This is a genomic window from Parvularculales bacterium (assembly GCA_036881865.1).
Taxonomy (GTDB): domain Bacteria; phylum Pseudomonadota; class Alphaproteobacteria; order JAPOUT01; family JBAJNM01; genus JBAJNM01.
The window spans coordinates 1-16,733 of record JBAJNM010000024.1; the positions used below are offsets into that span (position 1 = coordinate 1).

General features: G+C 50.7%; 16 protein-coding genes. All 16 read left to right on the plus strand.

Annotation, left to right across the window (positions count from 1 at the left end; translation table 11 throughout):
- The first annotated feature begins 700 nt into the window (after nucleotides 1-700).
- The 16 genes from V6Z81_06430 (at nucleotide 701) to V6Z81_06505 (ending at nucleotide 16,727) form a co-directional block, all read left to right on the plus strand.
- Nucleotides 701-1,246, plus strand: coding sequence for a hypothetical protein (locus tag V6Z81_06430; GenBank protein MEG9862123.1), 546 nt, complete (start codon nucleotides 701-703; stop codon nucleotides 1,244-1,246).
- Nucleotides 1,191-1,532, plus strand: a complete 342-nt coding sequence (locus V6Z81_06435; protein MEG9862124.1) for a hypothetical protein — start codon at nucleotides 1,191-1,193, stop codon at nucleotides 1,530-1,532. The genes V6Z81_06430 and V6Z81_06435 overlap by 56 nt, the downstream gene beginning before the upstream one ends.
- Before the next feature lie 54 nt (nucleotides 1,533-1,586).
- Entirely contained in the window at nucleotides 1,587-3,158 is a 1,572-nt protein-coding gene (locus V6Z81_06440; protein ID MEG9862125.1) for a phage terminase large subunit, read from the plus strand.
- A 10-nt stretch (nucleotides 3,159-3,168) separates the two neighbouring features.
- Nucleotides 3,169-3,648, plus strand: a complete 480-nt coding sequence (locus tag V6Z81_06445) for a hypothetical protein (protein MEG9862126.1) — start codon at nucleotides 3,169-3,171, stop codon at nucleotides 3,646-3,648.
- Nucleotides 3,649-3,739: 91 nt separating this feature from the next.
- Nucleotides 3,740-4,300 (plus strand): hypothetical protein, encoded by a 561-nt coding sequence (locus tag V6Z81_06450; protein ID MEG9862127.1) that lies wholly within the window; start codon nucleotides 3,740-3,742, stop codon nucleotides 4,298-4,300.
- Complete coding sequence (locus V6Z81_06455) at nucleotides 4,257-4,634, plus strand: hypothetical protein (protein MEG9862128.1); 378 nt, start codon at nucleotides 4,257-4,259, stop codon at nucleotides 4,632-4,634. The genes V6Z81_06450 and V6Z81_06455 overlap by 44 nt, the downstream gene beginning before the upstream one ends.
- Nucleotides 4,635-4,637: 3 nt before the next feature.
- On the plus strand, nucleotides 4,638-6,815 hold the full coding sequence (locus V6Z81_06460) for a hypothetical protein (GenBank protein ID MEG9862129.1): 2,178 nt from the start codon (nucleotides 4,638-4,640) through the stop codon (nucleotides 6,813-6,815).
- On the plus strand, nucleotides 6,816-7,304 hold the full coding sequence (locus tag V6Z81_06465) for a hypothetical protein (GenBank protein MEG9862130.1): 489 nt from the start codon (nucleotides 6,816-6,818) through the stop codon (nucleotides 7,302-7,304).
- On the plus strand, nucleotides 7,305-8,234 hold the full coding sequence (locus V6Z81_06470) for a hypothetical protein (protein ID MEG9862131.1): 930 nt from the start codon (nucleotides 7,305-7,307) through the stop codon (nucleotides 8,232-8,234).
- A gap of 166 nt (nucleotides 8,235-8,400) precedes the next feature.
- Nucleotides 8,401-9,363, plus strand: coding sequence for a phage major capsid protein (locus V6Z81_06475; protein MEG9862132.1), 963 nt, complete (start codon nucleotides 8,401-8,403; stop codon nucleotides 9,361-9,363).
- Nucleotides 9,364-9,407: 44 nt separating this feature from the next.
- Nucleotides 9,408-10,229, plus strand: a complete 822-nt coding sequence (locus V6Z81_06480) for a hypothetical protein (GenBank protein MEG9862133.1) — start codon at nucleotides 9,408-9,410, stop codon at nucleotides 10,227-10,229.
- 11 nt (nucleotides 10,230-10,240) lie between these two features.
- On the plus strand, nucleotides 10,241-11,410 hold the full coding sequence (locus tag V6Z81_06485) for a hypothetical protein (GenBank protein MEG9862134.1): 1,170 nt from the start codon (nucleotides 10,241-10,243) through the stop codon (nucleotides 11,408-11,410).
- A complete protein-coding gene (locus tag V6Z81_06490; protein ID MEG9862135.1) occupies nucleotides 11,404-13,602 on the plus strand; it encodes a hypothetical protein in 2,199 nt (732 codons plus the stop codon). Before V6Z81_06485 ends, V6Z81_06490 begins: the two co-directional genes overlap by 7 nt.
- Nucleotides 13,603-13,811: 209 nt before the next feature.
- On the plus strand, nucleotides 13,812-14,405 hold the full coding sequence (locus tag V6Z81_06495; protein ID MEG9862136.1) for a hypothetical protein: 594 nt from the start codon (nucleotides 13,812-13,814) through the stop codon (nucleotides 14,403-14,405).
- 8 nt (nucleotides 14,406-14,413) lie between these two features.
- Nucleotides 14,414-15,841, plus strand: a complete 1,428-nt coding sequence (locus tag V6Z81_06500) for a fibronectin type III domain-containing protein (GenBank protein MEG9862137.1) — start codon at nucleotides 14,414-14,416, stop codon at nucleotides 15,839-15,841.
- A 10-nt stretch (nucleotides 15,842-15,851) separates the two neighbouring features.
- The gene (locus V6Z81_06505) at nucleotides 15,852-16,727 is read left to right on the plus strand and encodes a hypothetical protein (protein ID MEG9862138.1); all 876 of its coding nucleotides are present in this window, start codon (nucleotides 15,852-15,854) and stop codon (nucleotides 16,725-16,727) included.
- The last annotated feature ends 6 nt before the right edge of the window (nucleotides 16,728-16,733 follow it).

Sequence of the window (16,733 nt, forward strand, 5' to 3'; positions counted from 1 at the left end):
GCAAGACGTGTGATAACTCATCAGGTTATTACGAGTGTTCTCCGCATAACCATACGTATCCGCCTTCTGCTTCTTGTGGTCGTTCGGCTTGCACGGCATCAGTGAGTTCCTCTACGGAGCATCAAGGCGGTCCTTGTGCGTCGGGTCATACGTATTGGACATGTAATCCGAATCTGAATGTCTCGGACTGGCAAAACAGGCACAGTGTTAAGACGTGTCGTCGTTCGGGGTGTGGTCAATCGTGGCAGCCGTGTGTTGATGGTTGGACGGCACCGCGTTGTCAAGCGAAATCCGGGTCCGGGTGTTGGGCGCAGTAGTCCGTCAGTCGGTCAGACGTTTTAAAGTTTTCACCAAACGCGCCTGTTATCTCTCTTGATAGCGGGTGCGTTTTTTTATTTTTGATTTTCTCTATGTGTGTTATATTATTTTTTGCTAACCATTAGACTTAGCGAAAACTAACGGTCAAATATTGTCAAAAAGGTCGTGTTCATACTTATGTATGTCCACGACCTTTTTTTTTGGCAAACAGTAGTTGGTGTTTATTTATGACACCTGTTTCGATGATCAGTCGCGCCTACTGTTTGCCGGAGCAATGAAATGTTTAATTATTGTATCAAAAAACGCAATAAAGAGTCAAACTAATTTTTTACTTGACAAAAAAAGTCAAATAGGAGTATTCTAATTTATAGGGAGGCGATCCGTGTCGAACGAAAACAGTTTACCGCATTTCTCTGACGTGATGAACGGTTATGTCATGGAGGCTCTGTCTGTTGGCAAGCGTCCTTCGGAAGTTGCCGTTTTATTTCGGCTCGTTTTCCCTTATTTTGGGGAAGGTGTGGATGAAGAATACCTGAAAGAGCGTATTTTTAAACGTATCTGTGATATTCGTAAGAACCACCGGGAAAGGATCGATGAGTTGAAAACCGCGCCGGAAGCCTCAAAGCGAAAAATTCGTAATTCTGCGAATTATCGTCTTTCGTTGTTGATAGATCTGTTCAATAAAGCACCGCGTCTTATCCCTGGCGAGAAACAGGATAAGGATAATTTGGAGAGTGTCATGAAGGTCTTTGAGCAGATGCGCATCGAGATGGATAGAATAGACGGCTTTGATGGCGAACCGCTGCAATTAACGGCGACACCCTCAAAGTTGCCAGAAACGATGAAAAGTAGCAATATTTTTGGAGATTTCCATGCTGATTCGGGAGAAGAAGACGCAGAAGAATCAAGCGATCCACCGGGCGAATGAAGATGTCTCTACGGCTGGCAAGCAGAAGTTTGCGGAAGCCGAGAAGTTGCAGGGCAGCATCCAGGGCAGTCTTTCGGATATGGTTCGCGAGCATGATAAGCAGATTTCGGCGGATCCGTCGGTCATGTCGGATGAGACGTTCAACGAAGAATGGGAGCAATCGCTTTCAAGTTGGCACGATGAGATCGGGGAGAGACATGGTGGTAAACCGGCGATGACGCAGCGGAAGCGTATCGGTGTGATCCGTGCTGGTGGTGGTTACGTGAGAGTGAAAAGAGATAAGTAGATTTTAGACTTTATTTAAGTGTGGCGAGATAGTGTGGCGAGATAGGGCGTTATTGTGTTGGATTTCCCTATCATCTATCTCGAAGGTGATGACGACGAGATATTTATCTACGAAGACTCAATGAATCCTGTTCAGAAAGCGTTTCACGCGGACCGGAACAAGTTTCGTTGGCTTGGTGGTGGTGTTGGCGGCGGTAAATCCGTTGCTGCGTTAGTCGAAATACTCAAACAGAGCTGGAGTTATCGGAACAACTACGGGTTTATTCTCCGTGAGACGTTTCCTGATCTCCGGCTTTCTGCGTTAAAAGACTTCTTCACCGTCTGCCCGCACGGTCTGATCCATGAGCAGAATCGTCAAGAACACTGGATCAAGATTTACAACCACATCGGCTATAAGTTCATGAAAGTCGATGGTGGCGAACATCTGAAGAAAAAAGAGCAAGACGCTGCGTTATCGGAGATGGGTGGCTTAAGCGAGATCGCCTTTATCTCATTTGAAGGCACACAACGCGGCGAAGAAAAGTTCCGCTCCGCAAATATCGGCTGGTACTTGATCGAACAGGCAGAATCGTGCTATCCGGCTGTTTATGATGCGCTGAATCAAAGAATGCGACGCAAGCCGTCCGGCCGCAAAGGCATCTTTGTATCCAACCCCGACGGTCGCGACTGGTTGTGGCAATTTTTCCATCCGAATTCCCCTGATAGACGTAAGAATCACGCCTATTTCCCTGTCAAACTCCAAGACAATCCGACCCTCCCCGACGATTACCACGAGACATTGAAGGACACCTACACCGACGAAGAATACCAGAAGATGGTAATGGGTTCGCACGATGTCGCGACCGGTGCAGTCTATCCTGAGTTATCGCGTGAAATCCATGTTATCAAGCATTTTGAACCGCCTTCGGAATGGGACCGCGGTATAGGCTTAGATCACGGCTTGAACAACGCAACGGCTTTCGTGTTAGGTGCGAAGTTTCCGTCGCCATACGAAGGTGTCTATATCTACCGGGAGTATGAGGAGAAGGATCGCGTCGTTTCTCAGCATGCCAACATTATCTTGTCACTGCTTTCGTCTGCTTTTAGATGTTTTTCGATTGATCAGGAGACGGGCAAACAATTTGCTGTCGATCGCAACACTGTGTTAAACGAGTACAATGCGTTAGGTATCCCGTTTGTGGCGTGTTCGCGTGATATTGTTGCTGGTGTGAACCGTGTCAAGGAGTATTTGGCGTACGATCCAGTCTTGACACACCCGATTACCGGCTTGATGGGTGCGCCGCGCTTGCTCATCTCTGAGCGTTGTCCGAACCTAATCCGAAGGTTAGGCGAATATAAGAAAGAGGAACAGAAAACCGGACGCGGACGGCAAGACCCACCAGAGAAGTTTCAATCCTATAACATGCACCTCCCGGACGCTTTACGGTATCTGCTGCTGCCGTTTACATTCCCATTGACATCGAAATCTAAGATAGCGGGTTATGAAAAGCCTCGCTTACAATCGCATTGGCGTGCGAAGAAGCCGGAGTTGCTTGACGATGAGGGCAACTATTCTATTGGTTCAATGATTCAAGAATCGCATAAAATCAGGCGAACCGAGGGCCCGACCACTTGGCTCGCTGCATAAGGAGAAAAACGTGGCGATAACAGAAGAACGAGAGTTTATTTTACCGGCAGGCACGTGTCCTCGGTGTGGCACATCTGTTGCCAAAGATGCGACGACCCGTGTCATCGAGCGTAGCGAAGCAGGCGAGGTGATAGAGGTTGAAGAACCGATTTTGATAGACAAGGAGCAACGTGTTTTTGAGACCCCGATGTTCCGTGTCGTTGCCGATGTGTTGATCGGTCTCAACGAGGAATTGTATATTGCGGGTTCAAACACGCCGATAGATGCGGGTCGCCAAGAGATCGTCACAGGTATCCGTCGTGTCGATTACAATTCGACGCTTGGTGGCGGTCGTAAACCGACGTGGCAGAACCTTGAAAGTTTGGATATTGGGCAGTTGCTCTCCGAGAACAAGCAGCTGAAAGCCGATAAGTTAAGATTGGAGCGAGAAATCGATGTCCATAAACGGCGTGTTGAGACGTTGGGTCTCGGTTCTCATAGCGAGGTTTGAAATGAATCAGCTGCAACCGAGTAGTGGTCCTGGCACGAGCGCACAGAATCTACAGACATTTCAGTGTGATGTCGGCGAAGGCAATCTTCGCGTGTTTCGCGTCGTTATCGGGTCTACACCGGCGGAAGATGTGTTGTATACGGATATAACGGAAGTTAATGAGATGGGCGGTTTCGATCAGCAGTCGGAATTGCGGGTCACTGCGTCGAGTACAGACGAGTATTCGCAACGGTGCTGGTCGATGACGCAAGCGCATCGGAATCAGTTGCGTGCGCGTAATATCGCCGATGCCAACGGTCAACCGAACGTCGCGACGGTTGAAAATGTTGTCCCGCCTACGGAAGCCGATCATCCTGCTGAAGCGCGTCCGGTGTTAGGGTCTGAAGCGAACCCTGTTACGGCTCCTTATGTTGCGACCCCTTCTGAACCCCCTGAACCGTCGGAGAAGGTGTTGACCGAAGATGATCTTATTGCGTCGATTCTGATCACGTCTCAGCAATCTGCGATCGACGACTTAGGCGAGATTGTTGAGCAATACGTGCAAGACGAAAAAATAAAAGCGATGGCGAACCGGATTTGCTGTCGTATCGAAGGATTATACCAGAGACATGGAATTGCAAACCCATTTGAAAGCGATCGAGACGGCGTATAACGATCTGATCGCCAAGCATGAAGCAGAAATCGAGGCACTCAAAGCCGAACATGCTGATCGTTTATCTGCTATCGATGCGGTGCTACCGATGTCGATGTTAGATACGATTGTCAGTGAAGCGCGAGCTGCGGACATAGGTATTAATACCTTTCTGCTTGAGACTGTGATTCAGGGATTAAAGGAGAAAAAGCGTCATTACGTTCCGGTCTCATTGAGAACCTACGAAACCTTGATGTCGTTGGCGCGTGGTCGCGGTATTGATCTGAAGACGTTGACCGAACGCGATAGTTTTTTAGAGTATATTGAGCGTGGCGTGCAAATGGGAGCATTTTAGGGCATGCAACACGAAGGCTGGCAGGACCCTGATGGTGTGCATCGGTTAGACTCTCGACGTGTTCTCGCAGCGCGGGGTAGCATCCATCGCGATAACCCCGATGATACGCCCCGCTCGGAAGCCGTAGACTTGATCCGTCGTTTCCGTCAGAAGTCTGAAGACTCCGAACTGCGTCAAAAGGCGGTTCGGTGGTGGCAGCAGTGCGATCGGTTTATTTCAGGCGAGCAATGGGACGATCCTATTTCGGCGAAAAGTGAACAGGATATACAGTGGAAGTCTCGGCTTGTTATCAACCATTTATATCGTATTCGTGAGAAATGGGCATCGCTATTGATGGAGAATATCCCGAAAGCCGAGTTTATTGCGCGGGACCCTGGTAACGCTTTCGTTGCGGACACGTTGGATGCGTTTTTCGCACATGAATGGGAACGCAATGGCTGGACAACGACCATCGGTAAGGTGCTGAAACAGGTCTTGAGTCACGGTATCGGCTGGATAAAGGTATTTTGGGATGTTCACGGCGACGGGGGCCGCGGGACTGTCAAGCTTGAAGCGGTTTCTAACTATGATCTATTCCTTGATGAGAATGCGAAAATCGATGGCGGTAAACTCGTCTGTAAGTGGGCGATTCATCGGTTCGAGATGACAAGAGAAGATATACTCTCGAACTACGAGGACGACCCAGGCGGTGCGTTGGATATGCCTGTCGCCGAATCAGAGGGTAACGGGATGCCCCCGAAAAGTAGGTTTTCGCAATATGTCGAGAACCTGAATGTCGGTGGCTCAACGCGCGGCTCGTCTGCTGGTGGACTGAACAACGATATATCCGAACGTCACCCCGATCATGCGCAAAAGAAGGACGTGTTCACTGTAAACGAGTGCCTGTATTTCGACGATACACGCGTTGAGGGCCCCGCAATTGATAACGCTGTAGGACAGATACCGTCACTGAAATACCCGAGTGGGCGTGTGATGACGGAAACCGAAGGCAGACTGCTTTATGACGATGCGAACCGTCTGGGTTTTAACTATTTTGTGCCGTTTTGTCTCTCTCCGGACGTTGAACGCATCTATAATCCGTCGATTATCTATCAGTGTATCTCACCGCAACAGGAGTTAAATAAACGCCGATCACAGATTTCGGACCATGCTGCGTTAGCCTCGAACCCGATTCTTGTGGTTACGCAGCAATCACAGGTTGATCAGTCGTTTGTGCCGTATCCGGGTGCGGTGTTGGTCTCGATGGACTCTCAGTCGCCGGATGGTGGTATCCGTTGGCTGATCCCACCGCAGCAATCCCCTGAAGTTGTGCAGTCTGCGGTGTTCGCGGAGAACGATATAGATCGGATTGCGGGGACAGATGAAATCGAGCGCGGGCAAAGGACAAATCAGTTGGAATCGGGTGTCGGCGTTGAACGCGTACAGGAAGCAACAACGACCGTGCCACAGATGCATACGACGTTCCTTGATGATAATATGAAAGTGCTGATAAGGAACATTGCTTCCTTGTTCCTCGACTTCGTGACAGACGACCGGAAGTATCGGTTTATGGATATGCGGATGCTGCAATACCAGTACGGCGATTTCAATCCGGTGCAGATGTTAGTGCCGTCGCGTGAGAACGCCGTTTCCGCGGTTCAGCAAGAACTCAATACACTGCATCAGCAGCTCCTTGATGCCCAAGAGATGATGTCGCCGGAGGAATACGAGGAGTTAGAATTCCATATCGAACAGGAGATGCTTGCGAGGCTTCTGAAAATTGATGAGATTTGGCAGATGCCAGCGAGCGACTTAGTGTCTTTCGATGTGGCACTCCAAACCGGGACACGTAACTTCACACAGGAAGCGTTACAGGCGTTAGTGCTGCAGATGTATGAACTCGGTCTCGTTGTGCCAGCAACCTTACTTGATATGCTGAAGTTCCCGAATTGGGAGATCGCTTTACAGATGAAGCAGGAGCAAGACGCTGCCGATGCTGAAGCCGAACAACAGCAGATAGACGATCAGATCGAGACGGAGCGTGAGATCGACGAGGACGAACACGAACAAGACATCGAAATCGAACACATTAAGGGCGAGTATCGGCTGAAAGAGGCAGAGATCAAGGCACGCGCGCAACGTGCCGCGGCACGAGACAGGCAGAAACAACAATCAGAATCGACAACAAAGCGAGGTAAGTAGATGTCAGGACTTTTTAAGGAAGAACGCGGCGAGGCACTCTTAAAGGCTGTTGAAGACACTACAGAGAATTCCTATTTCATGACGGAAGCGTGGGAAGAGGGTCCGCACTCCGATGATGGTTTCATACTCGATGAATTACCGGAGGGACTGTTTTACCAAGAGGATCACCTACAACGTCTGAATATCACTGTGCCACAGGTTTTGACACAGGTAAGTCTGTATGAATATATGGGTATGCAAAATGTGTTAAACTGTGCCGAACCCGCAATGGAGATGGCGTTGTGTGTCTACATTGATCCTGATGACCCGATGGCAGATCGGATTTATACAGACTTAGAGATTGTCGATAATAGAGGCGGATTTGATCTACAAAAGCTCTTTCGGATCGACAAGAATAGTTCAGGCTTACGAGAAACAATGATATGGTGGTTATCACGTAGTGCGCGTGATGCGTTAAGAAAAAAGTTAATCAACGATAGGAGGTCTTAAATGTCAGGACTTTTCGGACGACAAACGTCGCCCCCTGAAGGCTTTGCGGATGCACCGAACCCGAATCCGGGTGCTGCACCCCCACACCAGCAACAGCAACACGGTGGCGATGAAGGGCATTTTACGCAACAGACGGGGATGCCAGAGCAACGCGGTGTGCCAGATTTTGAGGGTGCGGAATCGGGGAATGTAACGCAAGCAACGCCTGTGAATCAGCAGCAGACGCAAGTTCCGCCGCAGACGCAGCAAGTTCCGCCGAATCAGCAACCGCCGCCGCAGACACAGCAGACGCAGCAAGTTCCGCCGAATCAGCAACCGCCAGCGATGGATGCCGTTGCGTTAGAGGTAAAGCAAGCTGCTTTGGATGCGCGTGAAGCGAAACTTATCGCGCAAGAGGCACAGTTAGCGACGAACTCGCAAAACACGCCTGAAGAAGAACCCGCGCCGTCGCTTCTCTCGGATATTAACGAGGAAGGATTGGAATCTGAGGGTGAGCGGATGCTCTTCGGTGTGACGAAACAGTTAGAGAGCGAACTCCGAGAGGCGCGTAAAACTGCCGAGGCTGCCGTAAAGACGGCGGACGATATGCGTGCGGATCGGATTATTCAGACCGCTATCGCGGAATACGGTGTAACGCGTGAGGAGTTGGATCAGGCGTATCAGCAGACCGGTAATCCTGATGTCAACTTGCTTGCGCAGAGTATCCTCTATCAGAAAAGCCAAGCTGCGCAATCGCAACAGCAAACGCAGCAAGGTCTCCAAACGCAACACGAAGCACATCAGCAGCGCGTGCAATCTGTTCAACATATCACTGCTGCACCGGGCGCACAGGGTGCGACCCGGACCCATAACCCGCCCGCCGGACGCGGGGTTACCAACCCCTTTGATGGCGTGCAAGTCGCGAGAGCCTATAAAGCTTTCGCTGCATAGATGATAGCAAAGTTAAGTGCGTTAAACGCATTCACACATGACTGGCCACGAGACCCTGCGCCAGACGTGATTTACTACATTTTTCTGGTGAAGAATTGGTGCTATGTAGGTCAAAAGCAACCGCGTGAATGCGAAGCGGTGGCGAGAGAGGAAAAACAGGTAAAAAATGGCAGCTAATTTAGGCGAACTCAATGCCTTTACGCATGACCATGCCGACGGAATCATTACCGATGAGGTGTTCCATAAGCATGTCGGCTTGATGGCATTGAAAGCGACACAACGCACGTACCCCGGTGGCACGTTTGTCCGGACGGGTCTTGAGATTTCTAAAGACGAGCAAGGACAAACAGGGGGTGCGATTGAAGCGCGTGGTGGCTTCAACATGACGGAAGTCGAGGGTCACGATGCCGCGCAGTATCGTCCGCGCTATTATGTGCAAACGATACCGTTGTGGGATTCCGATGTAGCCGATAACGGCTCAAGCGAAGTCCAGTTTTGGAATTTCGTTGCGCGACGGACTGCCCTGTATATGAAGTTTATGCGGGAACGGTTCTCACGTCACATGTATTCCGAGGGTGGCGGGACGTTGCAGATCAACGGTTTAGGGGATATTTTCAATAATTCCTCGGTATTCGGTATGATTGACCGCTCGAAGTACGACTGGTGGCGTTCTTACATCTACTCGGCTACCACACCGCGTGCGGCGACAACTTTCCAACTCGCGACGATGCTCTCTGATGTTTCGGATGGCGATATTGAGCCGGATATTCTGTTAACATCGACACAGATGTATGATAGATATGAGGCTTTGATCGATCCGAAGGAGCGTTTTCCGAATACGATGCTTGCGAACGCGGGCTTTAGGAATATCACGTATCGGGGTATCCCGATTGTCAAGGATAAGAACTGTGATACCAACGGCGATCAGCGTCACAAGGTCTATGCGTTGAACTTCGATCACATCTTCTGGACGAGCCATGCGATGTTCAACATGAAGAAGCGCGACTGGATGTTGATGCCGAAGAACTTGGGTCAGTTTATGGTCGTCGTTTGGTTCGGCAACATTATGCCGAATTCCTTGCGTCGTCAAGGCATGCTCGCTGATCTGAATCCAGCACTCGCTGCATAGGCATATGGACAAACACTAACCTTATTACTATAAGGAGATGAACAATGGCACACATGTGGAGTTTGCCCCGCGCCGACGACGATGGTGTTCTTGGGGTACACGATGAACCTTACGTTCCGCTTGGGTCGATCTATCACGACTCGGAAACCGGCTATGTTTGGCAGTATTTTAAAGCTGGAGAGGCTCTCAGCTATGGCGATGCGGTGGTTCAGAGTCTATCTATCCATACGATTACGAACTTAGCGACAGCAGCTCCTGCGGGTACGCGAGAACTCAACGACTCTGGCGAGAATTTCCTGACAAGCTTGGCACGCATTAAGCCGAAGAATTCGCGTCAAAAAGAGTTTGCGATGCTGCAAGTTATATCTGGCACAGGTGCTGGACAACGTGGCATTATCCACGAAATCCAACAGAATCGGCTTGTTGTGGAATGGGATTCCGAGACAACGGCAACTCAGCACCAAGGCGACTTGGCAACTGCACTCGCAACGGATAGCGATATTCAAATTTTTGCGCCCTGGTTGGCAGAGCAATCCGATGCAGCAGACGAACCGACGATCGGCTTTGTTCAGCAGAGAGATGGTGTCGCGCAAGATAAGTATTTCTGGGCGTTATACTGTGGTATAGGTAAGTTTCGTGCGGGTGCTGCGGTTACGGCTGGGCTTGCCCTGACAACAGACGCAACTGCGGGCAGAATGGGTCCGAAAGGCGACACTGCCGACTTCTTTTCTGGCATCGCGCTTGCCGCCGGTGCGGATGGGGATAGAGTCTGGGGACAACTGCAAGCCGCGTTGATGATTGGTGAGGTCCCGACGGTGACCGATATTGGGTATCAGCCGTCCACGAGACCGCCACCTGCAACATAGATAGGTGATCTATGACCCTCAACGAGATTTTACAGTCAGTTGACGACGAGTTAGGTGAATCGACCGGCTTCTGGCAACGCGAAGAAAAGGTGCGTTGGGCGCAGCTCGCGCTCACGCGCCATGCTCGTGAGGGTTTATCTGTGCCTGCGGAGATTCGGACAAGTTCATTACCGGGTGTTCAGGAGTATCATTTACCTCACGATTTCGGAGAGTTGATTAACGTCCGCTATGCCGAAGATGATCTCTGTGAACTCGAACCGTTGTTCTACGTCGATAAACAGAGCATTCTGACGGCACACGGCAGAACGGATACGACGGGTACGCCTTATGCGTGCTATACCTACCAAGATAAGCTGGGTTTGTATCCTGTCCCGAACAAAGTGGCGGTGCTGTCGTGTAAGTTTGAGACTCCGATCTGCGAACAGTTTGCGGCGTTACCGTTTACTTGCAGTCTTGAGTTATCGGTCGAACATTCCGAGACTGCGGATCCCGATACTGTGTTAGACCCCTGTCGGGTGTATGTTTCGCACATCAACCTGCATCTTCGCCGGAAAGGTTATCCGTATCCGGGTGATCTGCAATTGGAGATGACACCGCTTGATCCTGAAGGGTATGTTCAGGTATCAGAGCCGCTCGCTGCGAGTCGTATTCAGGTGCGCCCGGATTGGCATGACTTCGATTTCTCGCTTTCTCCGATCGAGCTGAACGAGACGCGAACGCGTTGGCGGCTCCGGCTTTTCGGTGATTCGGAGTATCTTGATGCTGATCCGGTTGCCCTTCGAGGGAGCGGTGTAGAGATTGGTGTTGATGACGCTGCGACGGCGTGGTTTGAGATGCACCGTCTGAAGAACGATATACAGGTAGACTATTATCGAAATACGTGTCCGATTGTTACGGATTTCGATGACGAGTTGAAGTTGCCGAACTATCCGCCTGCGAGGTATCACCCGACGATCGTCACGATGACGGTCGAGAAGGCGATGCGAAAAGGGCAGTATAACCTCACTGCTGCTGCGGATGCCAAGAGCCGTGCTGATGAGGATATCGCGTATGCGAAATCGCAAGCGAAGCTGAAAACGCGTGGCGATATTCTTCGGGTGCCGCGGCATGTACGGCTTGGACAGTCTGACGGTCCGTACGTTGATTACCGCGACGGTCGTTATGTTGGGAGGGCATGGTGATACTTAATTTCGGGGCAGGCATGGTAACGAATGCCGGTGATCACGCCGGACGCAACCGCGAAGTTACTGCGGAACATCTGATGGACGGACGTTCCGATGCGCAGGGCTGGTGGGTGAACCGTCCGGGTCGCGTCTTGTTATCCGAGCTTGAGGACGTTGAAACGGTGTTCACCTATAAGACCTACGTTTTTATTGTTGTAGATGGTGAGTTGAAATGGGGACGGTTGTCGGGTGATACTGTGATTCCGTCGGGTGAAGCTGCGTCGATTGTGTTTAATTCCTTTTCGCCGTCAAAATCTGTGCCGGATTTGGTCAATGCGTTTGTATTATTTTCGCCGCGCGAGGATCGTATCTTCGTCGGGGATGGCGTTGCGCCTTTTGTGATCAATATCCCGGCGCGCGGTGAGCCGTCTATTTCGCTGTTCTATCTGCCGAAAGTGGGTAGCTTCACAGCGACGCATGTTTCGGATGTGCCTTCGGTTGCTGCGTCGCAGGAAATATCGCTTGTCTTACAAGCCGTCAAGGTTGAAGGTGAGCAAGAGACGTTGCCGATGACACAGGGCAGAGGCGTGGACCCGCCGATGCTTGCGCCGCGAACCGTGATTTCACCGGAATCTGAGCCTGTGAAAGTGCGGGTTCGGACGGCAGCTGCGCATGCGATCCATACGTTTTTGACGAATATCGGTGTTCAGCCGAATCCATTTACTGTTTTCACGAATATCACGTGGACAGTTGTCAGAGAGACGGGTTTAAAGATTTCTGTTTTCGCGTCTTCGGGGGCTGAAGTTCGGACGCTGCATGACTCGATAGATGGCAATGATGACGTATACGCTGTAGGCGATCAGATGCTTACGTGGCACGGCGATAACGATCTCGCGGAAGACGTTGCGGCGGGTTTATACACGTTAACGTTCCGTACCGAGGGCAGTCTTACGTTTTCGGTGAAAGTTGCACAAGGTGTCACATTGCCTTCTACGGGTGATGGGACGATACGCCCGTCAGAAGTGAATATCCGGTTGGCGGAAGCCGTGCCGGATGCTGATTATATTGATGTGTATGCGACGCGTCGCGACGATGTTGCAGGCTATTACTATATTGCTCGGATGCCGAATGAAGCCGGTGGTGCGTTTGTCTATGATTTCCCTTTACAGGAGGGAACGTTGACGGATGAACTGTTGGAAGCGGGTGAGATCCCGAACTTCCAGTACATGGCGATCGATGATTTTCGGTGCTATGCTGCGGAACGGGAATCGAATCGGCTGTATTTCTCTTACTACGACCCGGAGAACCATGAGCGTCTGTTTCAGAATTTCACGGACTTCGATAATCTTGAGTTGGGTGGCGGTTGGATGACCGGCTTACACTTTCTCAATGACACGCATCTGATTGTCTATTCATCGAATCAGGTGCATCGGTATGCGGTGGACCCGGACATCGAACTGATCGGGGCGTATGATTTTATTACGCCCGGCTCGGACCGCGGGAAGTCTATCGGTTGCGTTGCGCCAGAGTCGATTGTCAATATGGGGAGTTATCACTATTTTCTGGCGACGAATGCGTATGTCTGTATTTTGGATGAACGGGGATTGCGTCCGATCTCAGCACCCGTACACGGCATTTTTCAGACAGTTCGGAGACCTGTCGGCATAGATGGCGAATTGCGTCTGACAACCGCCGTCGGTTTCGCACACGGTGAGGCATACTATCTATCGATCCCGCGACCGACACCGGCGAACCTACCGGCATATGTGCAGACGCATACCCTGATGTTTGATACGGTCACCGAGACGTGGTGGCAAGACACTTTCGGTGTCGTAGCGGTCTCAAAAACGGATTATAACCGCGTGTTTGCAGTTGTTGAGGGTCGGTTAGTGGGACTTTATGAGGGAACGCTGGACGTGGAGACACCGATCCGACGCGTCTACAAGAATAACCCGTATTTCCGTGCCTCGCATTCACACTGGCAATCGGTGCATGTCTATGCGTTAGGGGCAGCCGAGATAGACATTACCTGCACGACGGAGCAGGGCGAAACATCTGGAGAGTTGAGTATCCCGGACGCGGGTGATTGGTGGTCACAACGGCTTGGCGTGAACCTTCGGGGTCGGTTTTATCAGGCAGAGATCGCCACTATGAGCCCTGTGCCGATCGACAGGATAACCATCAACGAACGACCTGAAGCGACGCGGTAGAGCATCAAAATGGCTAAAAAATATGTAAAAGAGTTTTCTATCCCGCACACTCGCGTTGTGCCGGAAGTTACGCGGGGATTTCGGTCGATTTTGCAGTCGCTACGGCGTTTAGAGAAAGAGGTCAACGATTTAAGGGCTGAGACTGAAAATCTGAAATCGAAAGTTGCCAAATTACAATCAAATGGGGCGAGTTAGAAAAGGAAAAAGCGATGTCAAATGCGTTTACACGCGATGCGAACGCTCGTGTGAGCAGCATCCGTGGGGGTTCAGTGATCGGCGGTAAGTATGATCCGTCGGGGCTGACGGCGAACACTTGGTATCGGTTGATGCCGAGTGGCAATAACGCCCAAAAGGTTGCTGCAACCGTGGCGGACTTTGATAGGCAGTTGAATCTCGGGACCTTGCGCTCGGACATCAGCAATGCGAGTCTTATCGGCTGGCGATTGAAGATACTCAATACGGGGTATCAGCAAAGCCATGTGATTTTTGAACATACCGGGGGCGTTGTGAGGCTCGAATCGCCGATCCGACACTTCGCAGGGTTGGGGTCAACGGGTATTGAATACGTCATCTACCCTGAAGTATTGAATCCGTTGGTCGTCTACTGTGCGGGTGCCAACACCGTTGAGTTCGGTCGTTCAGAAGATGAGGCGTATAGTCTGTCAAAGGTAGATGCTATTGGCGATGTTGATCCGGGTAAAATGTTGGTTTTTCCGTATGCTGCGCTGGATAAGCTCTGCTTCCGGTATGCCACGGTTGGCAGCACAGATCGCTTGAGTTGGGGTGAACATTATATTGCTTAGAGGTATTGATGCTGCGTAGATTGGGTTCACAACCGTTTCCATTACCGATATTGTTGAGTCGCGGGGAGATCGTTATACAACTCTCGGAAATCTGGGAGCTGACGCGTGGAGAGTTAGAGAGTTATGATGCCTATGCTGCATTGGTGGCGTATAACCCCGACTGGGCGACGGTGGCGGCGGAGAATGCGTCTATCACGACGGTGGCCTTTTCGGTGGCTGGATTTCTGGGTCCGTTTGTGTCTGATATGGCAGCGACCTCGGCAGCGGCATCGGGCACAGAAACGACGCAATCTCGGACAGTTTCGTCAGGTGGTGGAAATGTCTACTTTTACACAGCGCCGGCGTATCCGAATCGTATTTTGGCTTCACAAACGTCTCAGCTGAATCTGAGTGTCGGCGATGCGGTCTCGATCACGAAAGGGACAGAGACCTACAATTACACGATTACAGCGATCATCAACACGTATGGTAACGAGACGACTGTGTTTGAAGTCGGTGGCGATACCGATCCGGGCGACTATTTTCAAACGGGTGATTCACTGACAGTTGTTTTCACGGTTTATACGCATGGTGAAAATCTCACTTCCTACAACACGACAGATGCGGCGTTTAAGAAAACAACCGATAGGGGCACGAGTTGGGAAACTGTGAGCATCAGCGATGCGGCTCTGACGAACAACGCCACCGCAGTGTTTGTTCCGCCCTCAGCTGCGAACACGAGCCTTCAGATGCGGACGTATCTGGACACAGGAGAGACCTATAACGCAAATAACACCTATTATTTTTATAACGGCACTGACGTCCGAGAAGTCACAGCATTTTCAAAATCGGTAGAAGCGGTTGTGAAGTTGACGAACTACAGGCTTGACGACACGGCTCCTGCGGAATTATCTTTTATGGATGCGGTGATAAGTGGGACTTTACCGGTGGACCTCGTGATTTCTCATGTGGGCTTCAGTGTTGACCTTGAAACCGATACGCGCAAAGCAAGGATTCCGATAGTTATTGTTCTGTCTACACCGGTGCCCGCCCCGCTGATAGGGAACGGTCTGATCACGGTGAACTGGGATGCTGTGTCTGATGCCGAGGGGTATTGGGTGTATTATCGTCAAAGTGGTGCTGACTGGGTTCAAATTCCGCGTTCAGATGACACGGCACTGACCGAGTTGTTCACACCGCTGACGAATGATACCCTCTACGAGTTTCAGGTTGTTGCGTATGGCGTGGGTTATCAAGATTCGTTGCCGGGTGAAGCGTTTGGGGCACCTGCGTTTGAGAATCCGTATGAGGCGTGGATGTCAAATAATGCTGGCTGGCTGGTCGACGGTAAAGTGTGGGTATTGCCGAATGAAGAGACAGAAACTTTTGAAGCCTGGAAATTAGGGAACGAGACGTGGGTGATTGGCGATGACACCTGGGTCATAGACAAATGGTAGGAAGTCGGTCATGGGCATTAAAACACGAAGTATAGACGATTCTTCAGAAGTTGCGGCAGCTGCGGCAGATGTCGCCGCCGATGATGCGGATTTACCGAATGCGTCGTTTCCGATAGCGATTGGTACCCCGGTGGCGCCGAAAGAAATCCCGGTGGCGAACCTGATGGAATATATCCGTGATTCGCTGGTTGCCTTCATCACGGCAGGCAGTAATATCAGTATCACGCACGATGATGCTGCCAACACGTTGACGGTTACGGCGACGGATACGAATACGCAGCGCACCGATGAAGAGATCCGTGATCTCATCGCTGGGTTTATCACGGAGGGTTCAAATGTCACGGTGTCGCATGACGATGCCAATGATACCTTGACGATTACGGCGACAGATACGAATACGCAAAAAAGCGATGAGGCGATCCGTGATCTCATCGCTGGGTTTATCACGGGGGGTTCAAATGTCACGGTGTCGCATGACGATGCGGGTAATACCTTGACGATTAAGGCCTCGACTCCGGGTCCGACTTTGATAATAGATAGGCATAGTTCCCCGATTGGGGACACGACGGGTGGCTCAGGGAATAATTATCAAAGCATATCGGGGCTTTCATTGAGTTCAACGACGTATAGGTATTACACATTGGTTGTCCGCCTCCGTGAAACCGATGTCGATGAGACGGATGGGGGTTCTGATATTGGGTGGTCTTATGCTTCTACACCGGTGCCGAGCCATTTATTTAACAATTCGGGTGAAAAAATAAGAGTCGACACAAAGGATAACTCGTGGTGCATTCTGAAATATCAGTCGTCTTCAAACGTTCGTGTCTTTGTAAAAGAGTCCGGGACGGATGAATGTAAGTTTGTAGCACTTTACGGACAGAAATAAGAAAAA

Excerpts from the sequence above, each read along its gene's own strand:
- V6Z81_06485 (MEG9862134.1), top strand. The coding sequence starts at position 10,241 with ATGACCCTCAACGAGATTTTACAGTCAGTTGACGACGAGTTAGGTGAA.
- V6Z81_06470 (MEG9862131.1), top strand. The coding sequence starts at position 7,305 with ATGTCAGGACTTTTCGGACGACAAACGTCGCCCCCTGAAGGCTTTGCG.
- V6Z81_06495 (MEG9862136.1), top strand. The coding sequence starts at position 13,812 with ATGTCAAATGCGTTTACACGCGATGCGAACGCTCGTGTGAGCAGCATC.
- V6Z81_06500 (MEG9862137.1), top strand. The coding sequence starts at position 14,414 with ATGCTGCGTAGATTGGGTTCACAACCGTTTCCATTACCGATATTGTTG.
- V6Z81_06475 (MEG9862132.1), top strand. The coding sequence starts at position 8,401 with ATGGCAGCTAATTTAGGCGAACTCAATGCCTTTACGCATGACCATGCC.
- V6Z81_06465 (MEG9862130.1), top strand. The coding sequence starts at position 6,816 with ATGTCAGGACTTTTTAAGGAAGAACGCGGCGAGGCACTCTTAAAGGCT.
- V6Z81_06435 (MEG9862124.1), top strand. The coding sequence starts at position 1,191 with ATGCTGATTCGGGAGAAGAAGACGCAGAAGAATCAAGCGATCCACCGG.
- V6Z81_06460 (MEG9862129.1), top strand. The coding sequence starts at position 4,638 with ATGCAACACGAAGGCTGGCAGGACCCTGATGGTGTGCATCGGTTAGAC.
- V6Z81_06505 (MEG9862138.1), top strand. The coding sequence starts at position 15,852 with ATGGGCATTAAAACACGAAGTATAGACGATTCTTCAGAAGTTGCGGCA.
- V6Z81_06455 (MEG9862128.1), top strand. The coding sequence starts at position 4,257 with ATGGAATTGCAAACCCATTTGAAAGCGATCGAGACGGCGTATAACGAT.
- V6Z81_06490 (MEG9862135.1), top strand. The coding sequence starts at position 11,404 with ATGGTGATACTTAATTTCGGGGCAGGCATGGTAACGAATGCCGGTGAT.
- V6Z81_06480 (MEG9862133.1), top strand. The coding sequence starts at position 9,408 with ATGGCACACATGTGGAGTTTGCCCCGCGCCGACGACGATGGTGTTCTT.